This window comes from Bacteroides sp. MSSM.1001136sp1_RTP21357st2_D2_RTP21359_211015 (assembly GCF_040913205.1).
GTDB classification, from domain to species: domain Bacteria; phylum Bacteroidota; class Bacteroidia; order Bacteroidales; family Bacteroidaceae; genus Bacteroides; species Bacteroides ovatus.
The window spans coordinates 280,518-301,225 of record NZ_JBDFVF010000002.1 but is presented as its reverse complement, the minus strand read 5'-3'; the positions used below and the strand labels follow the sequence as shown (position 1 = coordinate 301,225).

General features: G+C 42.0%; 14 protein-coding genes. 6 read left to right on the top strand and 8 right to left on the bottom strand.

Translation table 11 applies throughout. The features are described 5' to 3' along the window. Nucleotides 1–252 precede the first annotated feature (252 nt). The 5 genes from AB5217_RS02950 (at nucleotide 253) to AB5217_RS02930 (ending at nucleotide 9,655) form a co-directional block, all read left to right on the top strand. Nucleotides 253–1,068, top strand: coding sequence for a family 16 glycosylhydrolase (locus AB5217_RS02950; RefSeq protein ID WP_032845576.1), 816 nt, complete (start codon nucleotides 253–255; stop codon nucleotides 1,066–1,068). Nucleotides 1,069–1,088: 20 nt separating this feature from the next. After that, complete coding sequence (locus AB5217_RS02945) at nucleotides 1,089–4,277, top strand: SusC/RagA family TonB-linked outer membrane protein (protein ID WP_032845575.1); 3,189 nt, start codon at nucleotides 1,089–1,091, stop codon at nucleotides 4,275–4,277. A gap of 11 nt (nucleotides 4,278–4,288) precedes the next feature. Beyond that, nucleotides 4,289–5,965 (top strand): SusD/RagB family nutrient-binding outer membrane lipoprotein, encoded by a 1,677-nt coding sequence (locus tag AB5217_RS02940; protein WP_032845574.1) that lies wholly within the window; start codon nucleotides 4,289–4,291, stop codon nucleotides 5,963–5,965. Between the two features lie 20 nt (nucleotides 5,966–5,985). Then, a complete protein-coding gene (locus AB5217_RS02935) occupies nucleotides 5,986–7,248 on the top strand; it encodes a hypothetical protein (RefSeq protein ID WP_032845573.1) in 1,263 nt (420 codons plus the stop codon). A gap of 112 nt (nucleotides 7,249–7,360) precedes the next feature. Further along, on the top strand, nucleotides 7,361–9,655 hold the full coding sequence (locus AB5217_RS02930) for a glycoside hydrolase family 3 N-terminal domain-containing protein (RefSeq protein WP_032845572.1): 2,295 nt from the start codon (nucleotides 7,361–7,363) through the stop codon (nucleotides 9,653–9,655). Nucleotides 9,656–9,909: 254 nt separating this feature from the next. Here AB5217_RS02930 and cysK read toward each other — a convergent pair whose 3' ends face one another. From cysK to AB5217_RS02910, 4 genes are all read right to left on the bottom strand, one after another. Continuing rightward, the gene (gene cysK / locus AB5217_RS02925) at nucleotides 9,910–10,857 is read right to left on the bottom strand and encodes a cysteine synthase A (RefSeq protein WP_004317446.1); all 948 of its coding nucleotides are present in this window, start codon (nucleotides 10,855–10,857) and stop codon (nucleotides 9,910–9,912) included. Nucleotides 10,858–10,978: 121 nt separating this feature from the next. Then, a complete protein-coding gene (locus AB5217_RS02920; protein WP_032845570.1) occupies nucleotides 10,979–11,320 on the bottom strand; it encodes a cupin domain-containing protein in 342 nt (113 codons plus the stop codon). A 29-nt stretch (nucleotides 11,321–11,349) separates the two neighbouring features. After that, entirely contained in the window at nucleotides 11,350–12,150 is an 801-nt protein-coding gene (locus tag AB5217_RS02915; RefSeq protein WP_070782777.1) for an alpha/beta hydrolase, read from the bottom strand. A gap of 921 nt (nucleotides 12,151–13,071) precedes the next feature. Further along, nucleotides 13,072–14,394 carry an ATP-binding protein gene (locus AB5217_RS02910; protein ID WP_032845566.1) on the bottom strand — a complete coding sequence of 441 codons (1,323 nt, stop codon included), beginning with the start codon at nucleotides 14,392–14,394 and terminating at the stop codon, nucleotides 13,072–13,074. A 415-nt stretch (nucleotides 14,395–14,809) separates the two neighbouring features. Here AB5217_RS02910 and AB5217_RS02905 point away from each other — a divergent pair, with 415 nt between their 5' ends. After that, a complete protein-coding gene (locus AB5217_RS02905; protein ID WP_032854510.1) occupies nucleotides 14,810–16,054 on the top strand; it encodes a hypothetical protein in 1,245 nt (414 codons plus the stop codon). Between the two features lie 83 nt (nucleotides 16,055–16,137). Here AB5217_RS02905 and AB5217_RS02900 read toward each other — a convergent pair whose 3' ends face one another. The 4 genes from AB5217_RS02900 to AB5217_RS02885 form a co-directional block, all read right to left on the bottom strand. Then, nucleotides 16,138–16,266 carry a hypothetical protein gene (locus tag AB5217_RS02900; RefSeq protein WP_256387961.1) on the bottom strand — a complete coding sequence of 43 codons (129 nt, stop codon included), beginning with the start codon at nucleotides 16,264–16,266 and terminating at the stop codon, nucleotides 16,138–16,140. Nucleotides 16,267–16,436: 170 nt separating this feature from the next. Further along, nucleotides 16,437–17,870: a sialate O-acetylesterase gene (locus AB5217_RS02895; protein WP_032845740.1), complete on the bottom strand. Its 1,434-nt coding sequence runs from the start codon at nucleotides 17,868–17,870 to the stop codon at nucleotides 16,437–16,439. Between the two features lie 70 nt (nucleotides 17,871–17,940). Next, nucleotides 17,941–19,182, bottom strand: a complete 1,242-nt coding sequence (locus AB5217_RS02890) for a BACON domain-containing protein (protein WP_004307768.1) — start codon at nucleotides 19,180–19,182, stop codon at nucleotides 17,941–17,943. Between the two features lie 17 nt (nucleotides 19,183–19,199). Next, complete coding sequence (locus tag AB5217_RS02885) at nucleotides 19,200–20,684, bottom strand: alginate lyase family protein (RefSeq protein WP_368112622.1); 1,485 nt, start codon at nucleotides 20,682–20,684, stop codon at nucleotides 19,200–19,202. Between the last annotated feature and the right edge of the window lie 24 nt (nucleotides 20,685–20,708).

Here is a 20,708-nt window from a genome sequence, read left to right as displayed (position 1 = left end):
CCCTACGCTATATAATTAACCCCTTTCAGGGCACTCCGCAAAATTATCATTTACCTCATTCTTGTATAGCAACAATCTTCGAAAAAGAATGGGTAAGATAACGTCCGTTCGATAAAAATCAGCAGATTTGTCAGCAATCAAACCTAATATGTCAGCAATCTAACCATCGTTTCAGCCGGATATTAGCATCTTTGCACCAAGCTTTACAAGTATAAAGCACATATTACGTTTAACCTTTAAAATGCTAAAACGATGAAAAAAGTAGCACTATTCCTATTTTTATCCGTTTGCTTCGCGCAACAATCCTGTTCGTCGGATTCTGTTGGAACGGAACCGGAAGAAAATCCACAAGACATTCTTTTTAAAGACGATTTCAACTTTTTCGACGAAAAAGTATGGACGAAAGAAACTCATGAACCCGGCTGGACCAATCAAGAGCTACAGGCATACGATGCCGCTCATGTATCGGTAGGAAAGGACGGGGATAAATCGGTTCTGATTCTTACCGCCGAACGCAAAGGGAATAAAATCTATTCAGGCAGAATCAATTCAAAAGGGAAAAAGAGTTTCAAGTATCGCAAGATAGAAGCAAGCATCAAGCTTCCCAAGACTAACGGCGGACTGTGGCCTGCGTTCTGGATGATGGGAGATAACGACAAAGAATGGCCGGCATGCGGGGAGATTGATATTATGGAAATGGGAGAACAGAGCGGAATGGCTGCGGGCGATTCGGAAAAACAAGTGAACACCGCCATTCACTATGGCCCCAGCGCAGCGGCTCACGAACAGCAATACTACAAAGCCAATGTGGCCAACAGCCTGCAAGACGGCAATTATCACACCTACTCTCTGGATTGGGATGAAAACAGCCTGACAATATCCATCGACAACGTCAAGTTTCATACGTTCGACATTAGCTCGAACACATACTTTCATGACAACTTCTACATTCTGTTCAACCTTGCCGTGGGAGGTGCGTTTACAGGGATTACCGACATTCATAAACTGACGGGCCTGAAAGACGGTCAGAAAGTGAAGATGTACATCGACTGGGTGAAAATATTATAGGAATCTTAAATATACATGCTATGAATATGGAAAAATGTAAGTATCTATTGTTTTGCGGAACACTCGCCCTTTGGATGGCGGGAGGTTTCCAGCAAGTGTATGCAGCAACGGAACCAAGTTCCCAGGCTATTCAACAACAAAGTAACAAGGTAACCGGAAAAGTGAGCGATGCCACAGGCCCTATCATTGGGGCTTCCGTAGTGGAGAAAGGAACTGCCAACGGAACGATTACCGATCTGGATGGAAGTTTCAGTTTGAATGTAAAAGCGGGAGCTACGCTCGTTGTCAGCTACGTGGGTTATAAATCCGAGGAAGTGAAAGCGGGAAGAGGTCCTTTGAACATCACCTTGAAAGAGGATGCCAAAGCATTGGATGAAGTGGTAGTTACCGCCCTTGGTATCAAGAGAGAGCGCAAAGCGTTGGGCTACGGCATTGACGAAGTGAAAGGTGAAGCCTTGACCAAAGCCAAAGAAACGAATCTTATCAACTCCATGGCAGGACGTGTGCCGGGATTGGTAGTCAGCCAGACCGCTGGTGGTCCTTCCGGTTCTACGCGCGTTATTCTGCGAGGCAGTACCGAAATGACCGGAAACAACCAGCCTCTTTATGTAGTGGACGGTGTACCTTTGGACAATACCAATTTCGGCAGTGCCGGTACAAACGGCGGCTTCGACTTGGGCGACGGTATTTCGAGCATCAATGCCGATGACGTAGAAAATATGTCGGTATTGAAAGGCCCTGCAGCATCTGCACTTTATGGTAGCCGTGCCAGCCACGGTGTTATCTTGATTACAACCAAGCGAGCCAACAAGGATAAAGTCAGCGTGGAATATAACGGAACACTGACTTTCGACACCCAACTTGCCAAATGGGACGAAGTGCAACAGATATACGGTATGGGAAGCAACGGTACTTATAGCTATGATGCCATATCCAACACAAACAAAAGTTGGGGCCCAAAAGCGGACGGTTCAAACATGTTGAAGTATTTCGACGGCGTAGAACGCCCTTTCCTCATTGTCCCCGACAATACGTCCAACTTCTTCCGCACGGGTATCACCGCCACCAACTCCGCCATCATAGGTGTGAACAGCGGAAAAACCGGAATTCGCTTTACCTATACGGACATGCGCAATAAAGACATTGTTCCCCAGACTCACATGAGCCGTGACATTTTCAACCTGCGCGCCAATACGTCTGCAGGAAAGGTAGACTTGGATTTCAGCGTCAACTATACACGGGAAGACGTGAAGAACCGTCCGGCACTGGGCGACAGCAAGTCCAATATCGGTAAAAACCTGATGACCCTTGCCACCACCTACGACCAGGAATGGTTGCAAACCTATCAGACTGCCGATGGCGAATACTCCAACTGGAACGGTATGGATCCCTACAACGTGAATCCGTATTGGGATATCTATAAGAACTTCAATAAATCCAAGAAAGACTTGTTCCGCATGAACGGCAAGGCCGTATGGAACATCGACCCACATCTGAAACTTCAGGCAACGCTGGGTGCCGAACTCAACTGGTTCACGTTCGATGATTACAAAGCGCCTACCACTCCCGGATTCGAAGCCGGAAGACTTCAAAACAGCGCTTTCCGCAACCGCATGTACAACTTTGAAGTGTTGGCTCTCTACAACAACCATTGGGGTGATTTCGATTTCAACGCTACGTTAGGCGGTAATGTATATAAGGTGAACAACCAGACCACCGTTACCACCGCTCAAGACATGAAGATACGCGATGTCCCTTCATTGACGAGCTTCAACGAGATCAGTGTAGTGCCCGGCAGTTACCGCAAGCAGATTAATTCGGTTTACGGAGCAGTGAACGTGGGCTGGAAACACATGCTTTACCTCGATGCTACGTTGCGTGGCGACCAATCGTCTACCCTTCCCACTGGCAACAACATGTATATGTATCCTTCTTTCTCCGGCAGCTTTGTATTCTCCGAGCTGACAAAACTGGGCGACCTCCTGCCTTACGGAAAGGTGCGTATGTCATGGGCGCAAGTAGGTAGCGATACCGATCCTTACCAATTGGGACTCGTCTATACGAAATCCAAATATGCTTATCCCGGATATACCATCGGATATATCGATAACGGAACCATCCCCAACAAAGACTTGAAACCAACCAAAACAAACTCCGTGGAAATGGGATTGGAATTGAAATTCCTGAAGAACCGTATCGGACTGGATTTCACCTACTATTCTCAAATCAGTAAAAACCAGATTATGGGAATGGCAAGTTCCTGGACAACCGGTTATAACTATCGCTTGATTAATGCCGGCAAGATAGAAAATAAAGGTATTGAGATTGCCCTTAGCACACGACCGATTCAAACACGCGATTTTTCCTGGGACATTAATCTGAACTTCTCCAAGAACAGCAACAAGGTAAAAGAACTGGATGGCGAATCGGATATGTTTGAACTGGAAAAAGCATCTTGGCTCGACGTTCAGGTAGCCGCTAAGGTAGGCGAGAACTTTGGTTCTATTGTAGGCCCGGACTTCCAACGGAACGAAAAGGGAGATATTCTGATTGACCCGCAAACCGGTCTGCCACAATATGACAAGAGCAACCACGTATTAGGTAATGCCTCTTGGGACTGGACAGGTGGATTACTCACCAACTTTACCTACAAGAATCTTTCGCTGGTAGCGGTATTCGATGTGAAAGTAGGCGCCGACCTCTATTCTATGTCTGCCCGTGCTGCTTACGAATCGGGTAAAAGTCCGGAAACACTGGCAGGACGCGACGCCTGGTATCGCTCGGAAGAAGAAAGATTGGCAGCCGGCATTGCAAAAGGAGCCGATAACTGGAAGCCGACAGGCGGATTCGTTGCTCCGGGTGTCATCGACAACGGTGATGGAACATATCGTCCCAACGACATCTACATCAATCCGGAAGACTACTGGATGAGCGTTTGCCGTAATGCACCTTCTATGTTTATTTACGACAACTCATACGTGAAATGCCGTGAACTGACGTTGAGTTATAATGTACCCAAATCCTGGCTGAAGAATGTAGTAAGCGGACTGACCGTTTCGTTCGTTGCCCGCAATCCGTTCATCGTATGGAAGAATATCCCGAATATCGACCCGGATTCCAACTACAACAATACCACCGGTATGGGACTTGAATACGGTTCGTTGCCTTCACGCAGAAGCTATGGTTTTAATGTAAATGTGAAATTCTAAAAAGATATATCATGAGACAATCTAAATACATCACAATCATCACGATGGCATGTGCCCTGTTTTTCGCTTCTTGCAGCGATGAATACATGGAAAACATGAATACCGACCCTTCCAAGGCCGCTACCATCGACCCGAATGCGCAGCTCACCACTGCCCAACTGCAAACGTACGGAGACCTTAGTATGATGGAAATCTACCGTAACTACCATTATGCATTCACCCAACAACTGATGGGATGTTGGAACACCACCAACTACGGCGGACGCCATACGCTAGACAATAATGAAATGAGCCGTATCTGGACATCGTTCTACACTCAATCCCTGAAGAATATCATTGATGCTCAATATCGCACAGCCGAAGATGCAGAGAAAGTGAATATCAACTCTGTACTCCGCATTTATCGGGTTTATCTTATGTCTATCATCACCGACACTTACGGAGACGCTCCTTTCAGTGAAGCCGGACTGGGATTCCTCGAAGGAAAGTTCAATCCAAAGTATGACAAACAGGAAGATATTTACAACGCTTTCTTTCTGGAGCTGGAAGATGCCGTCAATAAAATCGATCCGACCAAAGATAAAGTGACAGGTGACCTCATCTATGCCGGTGATGTAACTAAATGGCAACAACTGGCAAACTCGCTTCGCCTACGTTTTGCCATGCGAATCTCCAATGTCAATCCTACAAAGGCACAAACGGAATTTGAAAACGCTTTGGCTGCCAATGGGGGTGTGATAACGGACGCCTCAAGCGATGCGCTCATCAAATACATGACAATCGCATTTAGTTTCGGACAAGAAGCTTACTCTGATTATCGCGGAAATTCATTGTCACAGTTGTTGTTCGGCAACGACCCCGCTAATAATCCAAGTTACCTCTGCTCCACTTTCTTTAATCAGTTATACAATTCCGGTGACCCTCGTACATTCAAAATTTCCCGTTGTTATTATGACGGGCTGATGAGTGCCACCAGTCCCGACAATCGTGTCGACATCACCCAGGAGATGATTGAAAAAGGGATTGATTTCAGTCCGCGCGACCCGGGTGCCTACTCGTGGGAGCCATGGCCTACAGGATACGACAGCGATATTTGTGCGGAATTAGCCGTTAACAACCCTTCTGTTACAGCAACCATGGCTCGTGAAGTGGAACCCAAACTTGCCAATAATTTCCTAAAAAGCGACAATCCGGGCGTAGTGATGACCTCTGCAGAAGTGAAGTTCCTGATGGCAGAAGCTACTGTGAAAAAATGGAACGTTGGCAGTGCTTTGGCAGAAGATCTTTACAAACAAGGAGTGCGTGCGGCTATGGATTTCCTGACAGACAACTACGGTTGCACGGCTACTACTGATGCAGAGTTTGATGCATTCATTCAAGATAAAGGGGCGTTCGGACATACGGACAATCAGAAACTTGAAGCTATCAATACACAGGCCTGGATTCTTCACTTCACCAATCCTGCCGAATGTTGGGCAAACGTGCGTCGTTCCGGTTATCCGAAGTTGAAATCACCGGCAGAATATGGGTTCGGACAATACCTCACCGGTGGAACGGAAATTCCGGTACGTCTATGCTATCCTGTATTGGAATCTTCCTATAATAAAAAGAGCTACAATGAAGCCATCGAGCGCATGGGAGGAACAGACAATTGGCACAGCCTTCTGTGGTGGGATACTGAAAACTAACTATTAAACAATCATCCATTATGAAAAAGATATATATTGCACTATTTGCCCTACTCGCTGTAGGCTCCACATTTACTGCATGCACCGAGGAAGAACCGTTCGCTACGGTGACGGAAAATGATGATCCGCATATCCTTGCCCCGGTATTCCCTGACAGAACGAACGGGCAATTGGCTACATTCGCCAACATCAGCCGGGATGCGAACTTATCCATCGCGCTGACCGTGACTCCGAAAGATTACACCACAGTAACCTGGTTCATTGATGGACAGGAAGTAGAATCGGGTACCGACTCCGACAAAGAAATCAACCGTAGTCTGAAAGCCGGTACGTATAATTTGAAAATAGAAGTGGAAACTGTGAAAGGGAAGAAGACTTCCCGTGAAGGATTAGTGGTGGTCAATCCGTTGGCTGATGACCCTCAATCTAAAGAAGTAGCTTTTGAGAGAATTGTATCTCCCGGTAAGACTGCCCGTTTATATGGCAGTAATTTACAGAACGTAACAGCCATCCTCTTGGGAGGAAACACGATCACCGATCCTACTTATGTTGAATCGGAAGACGAGAACTATCTGGAATACATCGTTCCGACAGGCGTAAGCGAAGGCGATTACCGTATCGTTCTGCAAGATGCCGACGGCAATCAATATGGAGCCGACATGGTGAAAGTAACCAATGCTTCCCTTGTCATTTCGGGTGCTAACCGGGCTACTGCCAACGTGGACTGGACCATTTCCGGTATCAATCTTGAAAACATCGCTTCTCTAACTATCGGCGGACAGACGGTGTCTCAATTCAGCAATCAATCTTCTACGGAAGTTACGCTGACTTGTCCGGATTTGTCTGATGGAAGCTATACGCTGACAGGCAAAACCCGTAGCGGAGAGGCTGTGCAGTTCTTGAACGATAATATTACGACTACCGAACAGACTGTGACCGTATCTACCGAAATAACGCTTTGGGCAGGACACCATTACGTTTCGTGGGATAAGCCGGACGGTGACCCCAACAAAACTTTTGGTTTGATTCCAATGGATGTATTTGCTGGTATCACAGCCGGGTCGACACTGAAAGTAGTCTACTCCATAGAACCTACTGCCGAATATCATAAAATGCAGCTTGCCACAGGCTATTGGACAGGCTTGGCGGGTGAGATGGAATTTACGGAAAACGGTGAATATACACTGATACTAACACAAGACATGTTGAATAAGATTCAAGCTGAAGCCGGATTCTTATGTGTAGGACATGGCTATTATGTAGATTTGGTAACCGTGAAATAATGTTCCTAAGTAAGTTTAAAAATCATTCATACCATAAGTATCTGTCATTCTTCGGGTTAAAGCCCTCTGAATGACAGATTACATAAACGATGCTACTTAAAAACAAATCATAATGAAACTAAGAAATATTATATTAATGACCGCATCTATCGCAATGACTGCCTGTTCCAAACAGGCAGTTCCCACTGCCATTCCTGAAGACGCTAAAATAGAACAACAAGTGGAAGAGCTTCTATCAAAGATGGATCTTGACGCCAAGATAGGGCAAATGACCGAGCTTGCTATTGATGTATTAGGAGAGACGATAAATGGAGAATTCCAATTGGACGAGGCAAAACTCCACAAAGCGATTGCTGAATACAAGGTAGGTTCGTTTCTCAATGCTCCCGGCCCGGTAGCACAAAGCCCTGAAAAGTGGAACGAGATTATCGGTCGAATACAAGAACTGTCGATGGCGGAGATTGGTATTCCATGTATCTACGGCCTGGATCAGAATCATGGTACTACCTATACATTGGGCGGCACGCTCTTTCCTCAAAATATCAATATGGGTGCTGCCTTCAATCCGGATTTGACCTACGAAGCGGCACGTGTAACGGCTTATGAAACAAGGGCTAGCAATTGTCCCTGGACATACTCCCCCACTGTCGATATGGCACGTGATCCCCGTTGGCCGCGTGTATGGGAAAATTATGGAGAAGACTGTTTAGTCAATGCCATTATGGGCAGCACTGCTGTCCGAGGCTTCCAAGGAGATGATCCTAACCATATTCCCGCCGACCGAATCGCCACCTCCGTGAAACATTACATGGGATACAGCATGCCACGTACCGGCAAGGACCGCACACCGGCTTATATATCTGTTTCCGAACTGCGTGAAAAATGTTTTGCACCGTTCAAGGCTTGTGTGGAAGCAGGTGCACTGACTATAATGGTCAACAGTGGTTCCATCAACGGAAAGCCTGTGCACGCCGACCGCGAACTCCTTACACAATGGCTGAAAGAAGACTTAGGATGGGACGGAATGTTAATCACCGACTGGGCGGACATCAACAATCTTTATACCCGCGAACATGTGGCAGCAAACAAAAAAGAAGCCATCGAAATGGCAATCAATGCAGGTATAGACATGGCTATGGAACCGTATGATCTCAATTATTGTACACTACTAAAAGAGTTAGTGCAAGAGAAGAAAATACCCATGAACCGTATTGACGATGCCGTCCGCCGGGTGCTTAGACTTAAATTCCGTCTGGGTCTGTTCGATCATCCGAACACTTTATTGAAAGATTATCCTCTCTTCGGCAGCAAGGAGCATGCACTTATCGCACTTCATGCAGCTGAAGAATCGGAAGTATTGCTAAAAAATAAAGATAATATTCTTCCGCTTCCTCAAGGGAAAAAGCTACTGGTAACCGGTCCGAACGCCAACTCTATGCGTTGCTTGAACGGCGGTTGGAGCTATTCGTGGCAAGGACATCTGACCGATAGATTTGCCGACAAATATAATACCATTTACGAAGCAATCTGCAACAAATTCGGAGCCGATCATGTCCGTCTGGAACAGGGCGTAACCTACAAACCCGAAGGTGCTTACATGGAAGAAAATGAACCGGAAATTGAGAAAGCTGTGGCCGCCGCCCGCAACGTGGATATTATTATCGCCTGCATCGGTGAAAATTCATATTGCGAAACACCCGGTAATCTTTCCGAGCTTGCCATCTCTGCCAACCAAAGCAAACTGGTAAAGGCACTTGCCGCTACGGGAAAACCGATCATCCTGATACTTAATGAGGGTCGTCCCCGCATTATCAACGACCTAGAGCCATTGGCTGATGCTGTTATTGACATTCTATTACCCGGAAACTATGGTGGCGACGCATTGGCGAACATTCTGGCAGGAGACGTGAACCCCAGTGCCAAGATGCCTTACACATATCCGCGACACGAAGCAGCACTGACTACCTACGATTATCGGGTGAGTGAAGAGATGGACAAAATGGAAGGAGCTTATGACTACAATGCAGTAGTCTCAGTTCAATGGCCTTTCGGATACGGATTGAGCTACACCACTTTCGAATACAGCAACTTCCAAACGGACAAATCTTCGTTTACCGCAGGAGATGATTTGCACTTTTCCATAGACGTAACCAATACCGGTAAATATGCCGGAAAAGAAGTTGTCATGCTATTCAGCAGTGATCTTGTGGCTTCGCTTACTCCCGAAAACCGCCGGTTACGAGCCTTCAAAAAGGTGGAACTGCAACCGGGCGAAACCCAGACTATCACTCTATCCATCAAAGGCAGCGACTTGGCTTTTGTCAATTCCGACGGGCAATGGGTACTGGAACAAGGGGATTTCCGTATGCAATGCGGAAATCAAGTATTGACTATTACCTATAAGTAGGCATTTATAAGTAGGTATTTATAAGTAAATGTGCATTATTAATGTATACACTCCCGACAATAACTCTATGAGACACTGCGTTACTTTGCGGTGAACTCAAATTATCATCTAACCAGTTGAACAGTCTCAAACGGCTGTTCAACCAAATTTAAACAACCGCTCCTCTTGATCCAAACGACCGTATGTCTACAACAAAAAGACAATCGTTTGAGCCCAAAGGAGCGGTTGTTTTTATCTGAAGGAAAGCGGTATTATTACAAAGGATATTCCTCAAAAGCATACAAAATGGTAGATAAATAACGTTCGCCTGTATCGGGTAATAATGCAACAATCATTTTCCCGGCATTTTCCGGTCGCTTCGCCAGTTCCGTAGCAGCATATACGGCTGCGCCTGAAGATATGCCTACCAACAAACCTTCCTGTTTGGCTAATTCACGACTCGTACGAATGGCATCGTCATTCTGCACCTGAATAATCTCATCTACGATAGAAGCCTTGTACGTTTTAGGAACAAACCCTGCACCGATTCCCTGAATCTTATGCGGACCTGGTTTACCTCCCGAGAGTACCGGAGAATCAGAAGGTTCTACTGCCACGATCTTTATACTCGGATCACGCATCTTCAGCGCTTCACCTACACCGCTAACCGTCCCGCCAGTACCTACTCCGGCCACAAAGATATCGACTTTCCCCTCGGTATCTCTCCATATTTCCAGACCAGTAGTTCGTAAATGCATGGCGGGGTTAGCAGGATTCTCAAATTGTTGTAAAATGACAGCTCCCGGAGTGACCGCCTTCAGTTCTTCAGCTTTGGCAATGGCTCCTTTCATGCCATCCGCACCAGGAGTCAATACTAATTCCGCCCCTAAAGCTTTCAGAAGATTACGCCGTTCGATACTCATGGTATCGGGCATCGTCAGAATCAGTTTATAGCCTTTAGCAGCTGAAACAAAAGCCAATCCCACACCGGTATTCCCACTGGTCGGTTCAATGATAGTTGCTCCGGGATGCAAAATTCCTTTCGTTTCTGCATCCTCAATCATAGCCAATGCTATGCGGTCCTTCACGCTTCCTGCGGGATTGAAAGATTCAATCTTTACAATCAGACGAGCTTTCAGGTCGTTACTTGTATTATAGTTACTAAGTTCCAATAACGGAGTGTTACCTACCAAATCCGTCAATTTTCTTGCTATCTTTTCCATATATATCTGTTTTAAATTTCTCTTGTTTTAATATATGACAAAGATAGTGCGGATTCTGTTCAGGGTAAATACCATATATGTGGTAAATTCATACCACATATATCTGACTTCCTACCAGATATTATATTAAGAAATCAGCTCTCATAGGGCTGAATGTATCAATCAATACACCTGCTTCCAGGCAAACACATCCATGAGGTTGGTCAGGTTCCACATAATAACCGTCACCTGTAGAAAGAATTTCTTTCCGATCTCCAATGGTCAATTCAAACTTACCGCTTGCAACATAAGTAGCCTGGCTATGATAATGTTGGTGCATAGAGCCGACGGCACCTTTCTCAAATTCCACTTTCACCATCATCAGTTGCCCGTCATACCCCATTATCTGGCGGCGGATTCCCGGAGCCGGTTTCTCCCAATCCAATTCTTTCCCAAACTGAAAAGCATCACTGCGTGTTTTCATCTTCCAATCTATTCTTATTTATAACTACATTATTTGAATCTCTTCACATAATCTGCAATCAGATAACATGCCGGGCCGAGTACCTGACCATGATCGAATCCTTGCATTTCATACAAAGTCACCTTCTTGTTACCTATACTTTTCAAGACAGCTTCCAGCAGCGCATTTTCTTCATATCTTGCCGCCATCTCCAGATGCTTGTCCCCCGTAATCAACACGAGAGGAGCTGTTTCCTTACGAGCCTTATTTACCGGAGCATACTCATCAACCACCGGAATACCGTCAGGCAAACCGCGTTCCTTACGAATAGTGAAATGTGTCACCGTCTGACCACTCACCGGAAGATAAGCAGCTACACTATCGGCATCTGCTCCGTATGCTGCCATGTATTTTTTATCCATTGCCAGAATCAACGAAAGATAACCTCCCGCAGAATGACCAGAAACAAAAATATGATCCTTACGACCGCCATACTTCTCAATATTCTTGAAAACCCATGCCACAGCTTCAGCCGCATCTTCGATGTAAGCCGGATTCTTTACTTTCGGACTCAAACGGTAATTCACCGCCACTACTGCAAACCCTTGTTCTCTCAATTCTTTGGGAATAAATTTATTTCCACCTTCCATACCACCACCGTGAAACCAGACAATAGTTGAGAAATCCTTCTTGTTTTCAGGATAATAAATATCCAGTTTACAACGTTCCAGACGATAGGTGTCCGTTTCGGAGCCAGAGACATAAGATATATCTTTGTTTGTGCGATAAGCATTTTGTGCTTGAGCAATGCAAGCACAAAGCAAAAAGAGAAGAAGGCAAATCTTTTTCATGACTTTATTTATTTTCAATGGTTCAATATTATATTAACTATCAGCCTAAACAGTTCGTTCTTTTCTTCAGACGGGAACAAAGATAAGACCTTATTCCAAAAACATAAGCAAAAAAGACTAAGAAAAGAAAGTTGTATTACCTGAAGCACTAACTATTGATTAAAAAGGAAAGTTCTTCCAACTTGAACAAACGCTATTCAATCTGCCACTTCAAAATGAAAAATCACTTATTGATATTGTTTATATAATTGCATTTCATCCATACTACATTATAAGCACCCACCGTCTTTAGCCGAACATTCAGCACCGAACGCCCTTCCATCAATAAGCGTCTTTTAAATAATTATACACTTGATAATATATACTTTCAATGTTCTATTTTTAATATTATACAAGGAAATGGCCAATTAGAAAATAACGAACCGGAAAATAAACTGCATAAATAAATGCATGAGCATACAAAAAGATGCCTAATATTGCATGAAAGCAAACAGGATATGCATCTTTCTCTATTCAGAAACCGCTCATTGCTTTAAAACCAACGAAGTGTTCCTCGGTGTGCATCGACTTGTTCCTCACCGGGGAAGCTATCGCTCCTCGGTGAAGAAGATAAAAATGGACTATTAAGAAACATTTTTATCTCTAGTTTACCATAATATATCGGAAAGGAAAAAACAATAAAATGATTAGTTATTCGGGCATCTGTTCTCCAAATAACAAAAATACATAAAAATCTATCGCAGCTTGATAGGCATATTTTCGAAACAGCAGAAAGGGAGAATCGTGTAATTACAAATGCAGGACATTTTCCTACTTTTCTTTACCAAACTGTAATTCACGTCCTTCTTCCAATGATTAAATATTCCTTTTTTAAGAATCATCGTTTTTTAAGAAGGTTACTAATTCCTTCAGAAGACTCTTTTAACTTTTATCCTTCAATAGCTCTTTTGTCTTATCTGCCAAAAACAGGGGGATATTAATCAAATTACCATCTTGTTTCAAATTCAGCATTGAATACCGAATCCGGTAAACGGGTTGGAAAAGCTTCTCATACTGAATCAGACTTTTACCTGTTACATTCTGGTCTGCTTTCACTTCTATCGGATAAATATGATTGTCGTATTGAAGCAGAAAATCTACTTCAGCCTTATTGCCGGAAGTCCAATACCGAAAAGATGCCTGGAACTGTGCCGTAAGACTCTGCAACACATAATTCTCTGCCAAAGCTCCCTTATATTCCATATAGCCGGGAGTAGACAGAAGCAAAACACTTGCGTCCAGCTCCGACAACTGCCTCAACAGTCCTACATCTAATGCGTAAAGTTTAAATGTACTCAAATCATCATACGCTTTCAATGGTAATTTGGGTGACTTGCTCAATACGACCTTATTGATAAGTCCTGCCTGCTCCAGCCACAAAATAGCATCTTCATACTCACGAGCACGGGCGCCGGGACGCACCAACTGATAAACAAACTTACGATTTTCCTTCGCCAATTGTGAAGGCAAGGAATTCCATACATAATTAATGCGGGGAGCCAATGCCGACGTAGTATGTTTTACAAAATCCAATGCATAGTCATTCAAGATATCCCGAAGTGCCGAATCCACCTTTTCCATATCATTGAAGTCAATCATTAGAGTAGCAGGTTCGGGCATACCGCCACAAATGGAATAGGCAACAAATGATTCACGCAACTTATCGAAAAATATTTGAGGAAGAGGAGCTATTTCTTTAATAGAACACAGATACTCATACATATTCGGGTCTTTTGTCTTCAGAAATTCCGTAAAAGTAAGCGGATACATAGACAAATGATTCACCTTTCCCACCGGAAAGGAATTGCCAATATGATTCAAATAAATACCTAATAAAGAACCTGCGCAAGCTACCGCATATTCGGGAGCTTCCTCACAAAAATATTTCAGTGCGTTTAGTGCTTCATTACACTCCTGAATCTCATCCAATATGAGTAAAGTCGTTTGAGGATTGATTTTCTTCCCATGCAAGAAAGACAATTGCTGAATAATCCGCCTAGGATCTTTAGTCGTTTTAAAGATATCGCAAAGCCCGCTTTCATCTTTATCCAAACTAAAATAGGCGACATCCTCAAAATATACCTTCCCGAAATACTTCAAAGCCCATGTCTTTCCTACTTGACGAGCCCCATGAATAACAAGTGGCTTCCTATTCACGTCCATTTTCCATGCCGACAATTGCCTGATAATATCTCTTTCAAACATAACAAATCACATTTTTAATATCAGAAATGTGATAATTTACACATTTTTGATATGAGTTTTGTGCGAATATACACATTATCCATATAAAACGAAAGAAAAATTCAGATATTAATACTTGGCAACTAATAAGTTATATCTGATAAATAAAATCCGCGGACAAATTTACAGACACGTATAATTAAAAAGAAATCCCTCCGAGGACGGAAGGATTTCCAGTTTAGATATGTATATCAGCACCTTTTATTTTAAGAACATAGGCAAAACAGCAAAGAAATCATCTTAAAACATAGGCAAGTCAATCTTTCATTGTATCAGCCTTTAGTTGATTTTTAGATTAAAAATGAGAAATATCTATAAAACCTAACAATCTAATCTTTTTTGAATTACATTTGTCAAAAACTCAACACAAAAAGATATGAAAAGAATTTTATTAGCAACATTAATTATCACTATTTTATATGGTTGTGAAAAAGAAAAAAGTGAATCAATCAACCCAACTATAACTATAGGGAAAGTCACACATTTAGACATATCAGGTGCTAAAGCTTTATATACTACAGTTAACAATATTAGCATAATACAAACTAGAGATTTAGGAACAAACAGTTCATATGCTTTATATAAAATACTTGCAGATGGAACAAGCTCAAAAATTAAAGTACAAGATGAAAACGGAAATAACATTGAGTTTTTCAACAGCAAAATATTTCCTGCTAATGATAATTTAATCGCTTTCAACTTCGAAACATCAGAAGGTCAATACGAATACTATATAAGAAAGACCGATGGAGCAGTATTTGAAATTCCAGAATCATTTTGGGGACAATATGATCATGAGTATTATATTCCTCCCTATGACAAATTCCAATACATATATGCAACAATCAATGAAAACAACAATCGTCCCATTTATAAAATTCAAGGTAATATCAATAACAAAATTATAGCAAACAGAATATCGGATAACTATATTGTCAATCAATATGATGTAGATTATAACGGAACTGTATATTGTCGAGTGGAAAGTACTGACCACTTACTATGCATCTTACCTGATGGAACAAAAGTTATTGGCGATAGAGATAATATGCCTTCAGGATTTACTTTAAAGAAATATGAAAATGGCGGTTTACTTTATTTTGAAGATGGAAAACTTAAACAAACATTAATTAACCCTGAAACTCAAGTCATAACCCATAATATTATATACGACCCCAATACACCGAATGATATTTATTTTTCAATACTAAGAAAAGATAATATGACTGTTGCATTCAATAAAGAGAAAGTATTAGTAATAAAAAGTCCAAACAATATTATTGATTATACTTGTGCGGTTAATTCTTATACAATTTATGATATACATTGTACTGAAAATTATCTTTATTGGGAAAAAGATGGTGATATTTTCCGCCTTAATCTAACAAATGGAACAAAAGAAATGATATTTAATGGAGCCGGGAATTACATTTTTTATGATTATCCAAACATAATATACTCGAAGATATATGTGCAATCTGATGATATAGTACATTTTAGAGCTCGAAAATTTTCTACTGGTGAATTGGTTGCTGCAAAAATTGATAAAGGCATATTTAGTGAGAATACAATCAATGAATCTAATAATAGTACTATTATATCATTTATACAAATAAACTAGCTTCCATTTTCAACAACAAAAACATAGGGTATCCTCGGTAAAATACCCTATGTTTTGTTGTAACACAACATCCACTCTTTCAATTAAGCTGCCGGATCAGGAGCTTCCCTTCCGCTATTGCCACCCGGATTCCCACCACTATCTGAATCTGAATCACCATTGCTATCGCTCGCTGACACCACTTCTAATGATATATATTTTGAGATGCTCATCTTATTCAACATGGGTTCCAACTTAATTTCCGAGTAGTAAATGCAATATTAAGGTTTAATAAAGAACAAAGAACTATATAATGATTATATTCAGGATAATATCATACTTAATTTATTATGAGATTATTATAAAGAAAGTATGATCAATTATCCTGAATAAAACATCTTGTTTATTTCACATCATCCCACGCATCCGTTCGAAAAGGGAATGCAGCTAATCCAAAAGTATTACGCAATGAAATATTTCCTACATAGTTACGAAAAGCATACCGCACAGCTATCGGTTGTTCTACTTGTTCACTCCAAACTCTCACTGTGGGTGTACGGTCTATAATTTGTGCTTGAGCCGGATAAAATTTCTTATCAGCCCCTGCAATCTCAAATCCTTTCAGGTTACAGAATGCTGGTGTCAATCCGGCAGAAGCATTATCAAAAGTGACAATTGCCTTACCTTCTGAGTAATTGACTTTCGTCATCGTTGGCCCGGTAGATGGAAGTCCACAAATGTTATATGTCTTAGTTAAAGCCAGAGTAGCCAAACGAAGTCCTACTACATCTTTTTGAGGAGGATGAATACAAAACTCATCACCAATGTCGGCAGTAGAAACCATGCCGGAGTTGGGTATTATTTCAAGAGCTTTTATCTGCGCTTCTCTTAATAAAGCCGCATCCGTATCCTGACTATCTTTATACTTATGAGGAGCAATCTGAACATAATAAAAAGGCATATTCGGTGCTTCCCAAACCTCTCTCCATAACTGAACCATAGCAGTCATCATAGGAGCATAACAGTAATAGTTAAAGATATTCGACTCTCCTTGATACCAAAGGAAACCACGTGCGGTAAAGTTCCTCACAGGCCACAACATTGTATCGTACATACACCCCAAGCGATGATGCATTTTTAATTTCGAACTTCTGGCAGCCTCTATATCTACTCCATCAATAGAAGCTAATGTTTTCTCATTCATCCATGATTCTATCCGTGAACCTCCCCAGCTACTAATGACCAGCCCTACCGGAATATCGAGCACTTCTGTGACTTGTTTTGCAAAGAAATAAGCAACCGCACTACAAGTCATGACCGCTTCCGGTGCCGATACCTCCCATTTTCTCCCTTCAAAATCAATCCGTTGCTGTGCATCTTTCGTTCTCGAAACAGCAATGAAGCGGATACGGTTACGATAATTACCAGCATGCAGAATCGTCTCCAATGAACGATCAATAGGTTGTCCCGTATTTCCCATCATACGCATATCCATATTAGATTGACCGGAACAAATCCAAACCTCCCCTATCAATATGTCTGAAAGGATAACATCCTCTCCATCACTAATTGTGATGGAATAAGGCGTATAACTTGCCCCAGGAGTATCCACCTTTACCAACCAAGCTCCGTTCTTATCCGTTAATACCTGATAAGTCTGATTATTCCAGGAGGTAGTAACAGTAACTTTCTTATTATCTGCCCATCCCCACAGCTTAACACTACTATTTTGCTGGAGTATCATGTGATCTCCCATCATAGCAGGTAATTTAACCTTTCCCTGTATAAAAGATGAAAAACAGAAGCATAAAATCAAAATACTTAGAAGCTTTTTCATATTGTTCATATAAAGTTTAGCCCAGGTCTACATTAAAATTGTATCCTGGGCCAAGATTCGTTCATATCCGTTAATTCATTACCAAACTCATATCGTCAAGGAACGGCTGTTGATGTCCATTTCTTCTCCAAACAATATATACATCTGTCTTATCGGCAGGCATAGTGAAAGTATAAGAAACTTTCTTATGCTCATCAGAACTGCTTAAAACTCCATCGGAAGCCGCAACAAATCCAAAAGTAACTTCCGGAGCCAATGGATTAGATAATGTCGGTATGTCTGTTTCATTGATCACCGCACCAAGCCTGATATTTCCGGTTTGAGGCATTTCCGCCGCTGAAGGAGTCTTAAACCAGAAAGAGAATGTATAAGACTTACCCGGAGTTAATCCTTTCACCTTTCTCCATAACCAGTCTAAAGAACTGCCCGTTTCGTTTTCACGCATACGTACAAATAAATAAGATGATCCGGTGTGAGGTATAGGCGAGTTTGCAGCAACCCGGACGGCAGTGGCACTTGCTCCAAATTTACCAATCCCCTGACTGTCCGATCCGCCCCATTCTCCAAGAGCCGGCCAATATTTGTTGGTAGTAATTCTCTCAAAGCTGTAATCTTCTTCAGGAGTATCCAATAAGTTCACTCCCCCCATTGCTTCAGTTTGCTGAACAATATCTACACTTTTAGTGATACCCTGAGCAGTAATAGTAACCTTTCCTTCCCGGATCACATCATCCCCATTCTTTTCCACTACAAAATTCAAGGTTCCATCCTCCAAGCCCGAAGTTTCACTGGTAAAACTAATCCACTCTACATCGGTTGAAGCCTCCCAATCGACATTACAAACGAAAGATATTGAGTTCCTTCCACCCTCAAAATCCAGTTTGATAGGACTTTTGGTAGTGATGTTTAACTGTGGCGTAGAAGTATCTCTGTATTTCTGATGGATATTCAATCTTTTTTCCAACTCACCAGCCACTATCTTAATCACACCAATTCTATCCGCCCCCTCATCATTTTTAGTAACCTTTGCATTTATGGTAGCACTCTGACTGCCCGCCTTAGTGTCCAAAGTGATCCAAGTGGCATCTGTTGATACCTGCCAGTCCAAGTTACAAAGGAATTCTACCGGTATAGTTCCCCCATAAGTACTAAGAGCTTCAATATCTTCCGTTACGATATAAAGAGTCGGTTTGTTCTGTATTTCATCATCATCGTCACATGATTGCAAAACTCCGGCAGACACTCCGAACAGCCCGATACCTATCATTATCATAAATGACTTTATCCAATGGTCTGAAATATATTTTCTCATAATCTATCACTTTTGAATTATTCGTTAATTTCTGCTGAAAGAAGCCGGGTATATCCCAATAAGTCCATATATGACGACTCTCTGTTGAATGTACCCGAATTTATCAATTGCCTGATGGGTTCACTATCCGGATAATATCGCAACCCCATTTCATACATACCCGGATTATCACCGGCTTTTGTCATACGTTCCGTTTCACCACAATAATATCCTGACTTTATACATGAATCCATAGACCGGTAGAAATCACTGTAATACTCAAAACAGTAACGTAAATTCTCTCCGGTCGGAGCTGTATATGCAAACAAATCCAACCCATTATTATAACACATACGAGCAGTTGTAGACAATAATGTGAGTGTGAGATGCGTATATTGTAATCCTTTTAATGGTCCTGTGTCGTGACGGTAACGGTCATAAATTTCTCCCTTCACAGGAGGAGCCGAACCAGCTTTTTCTCTTGAACACGGAGTATCGCCATCCATCAATATACAGCCGCTTAACAACTCTTTTACATCCCTTGGATTTGCAGGAGAATCGATAGCAAACTGAACCAATTCATCATTATCTGTAGCCAGTCCAAGCATCAGTATTCCCATTGAATGGGCTACAAGATGATTCTGATAATATTGCTTATTAAAGTAATCGTTATCTTCCCACAAATTGATACTAATCATCCCTTCCCTATATAACACCTGAAACCAATCTGTTATATTCTTCTTTGTCTCATCACTCATGATATTCTCCGAAATCAGCATGTCATAAGCACAAACCATTGGATACATACCTCTGGTAAGATACATCGCACTACCCGCATCAGCCACATAACTAATGTCTTTACACGCTTTCGCCCAAACCTCTATTATTTCAATTGATTTCTGGGCATATTTTTTATCTCCTGTAAACCAGTATGCCAAAGCCAGATCGCGGGAGTTTGATCCGGGAACATAACTCTCTTCAATAAACTTTGTAGGATCTTGTCCCGTATAAGGAGCCGCCGTATAAGTCAGTGCATTATTACAGCGCTTCATCAGATTGTTGTAAGTCGTTGTTATACTTGCCGAACTGTTGCCTTCAACCATTTGTTTTATATTCAACAATTCCTCTTTGGTATAAAGGATAGAAGGGTGTTTATATTCTATATCAATCGTTTTTACAGATTGCCTGATCTCTATTATCTTTATGTTACCTCCACAAGTAATAGAGAGCTTTCCTGTACGATCCCCTCCAGATGTATTTTTCTCTATATGAATCTTTATGATTGCATTGCCGCTACCCTCTGTCGGCCCCCCAAATGTTATCCACGACACATCTGATGAAATTGTCCAGTTATCGTAGCAAATGAACTTAATCAGTTCTTCCCCGCCACCATATCCAATATTAACAGCATCATCTGAAACTAAAGCTATTTCCGTATTCTTCGCATTATCATTACACGCCATAAGCATCTGTGCTAACAACAGCAAAGTCAGGATGATCGAATGTTTATATTCTAATTTCATATTAATTTCGTTTAATAGTTAATG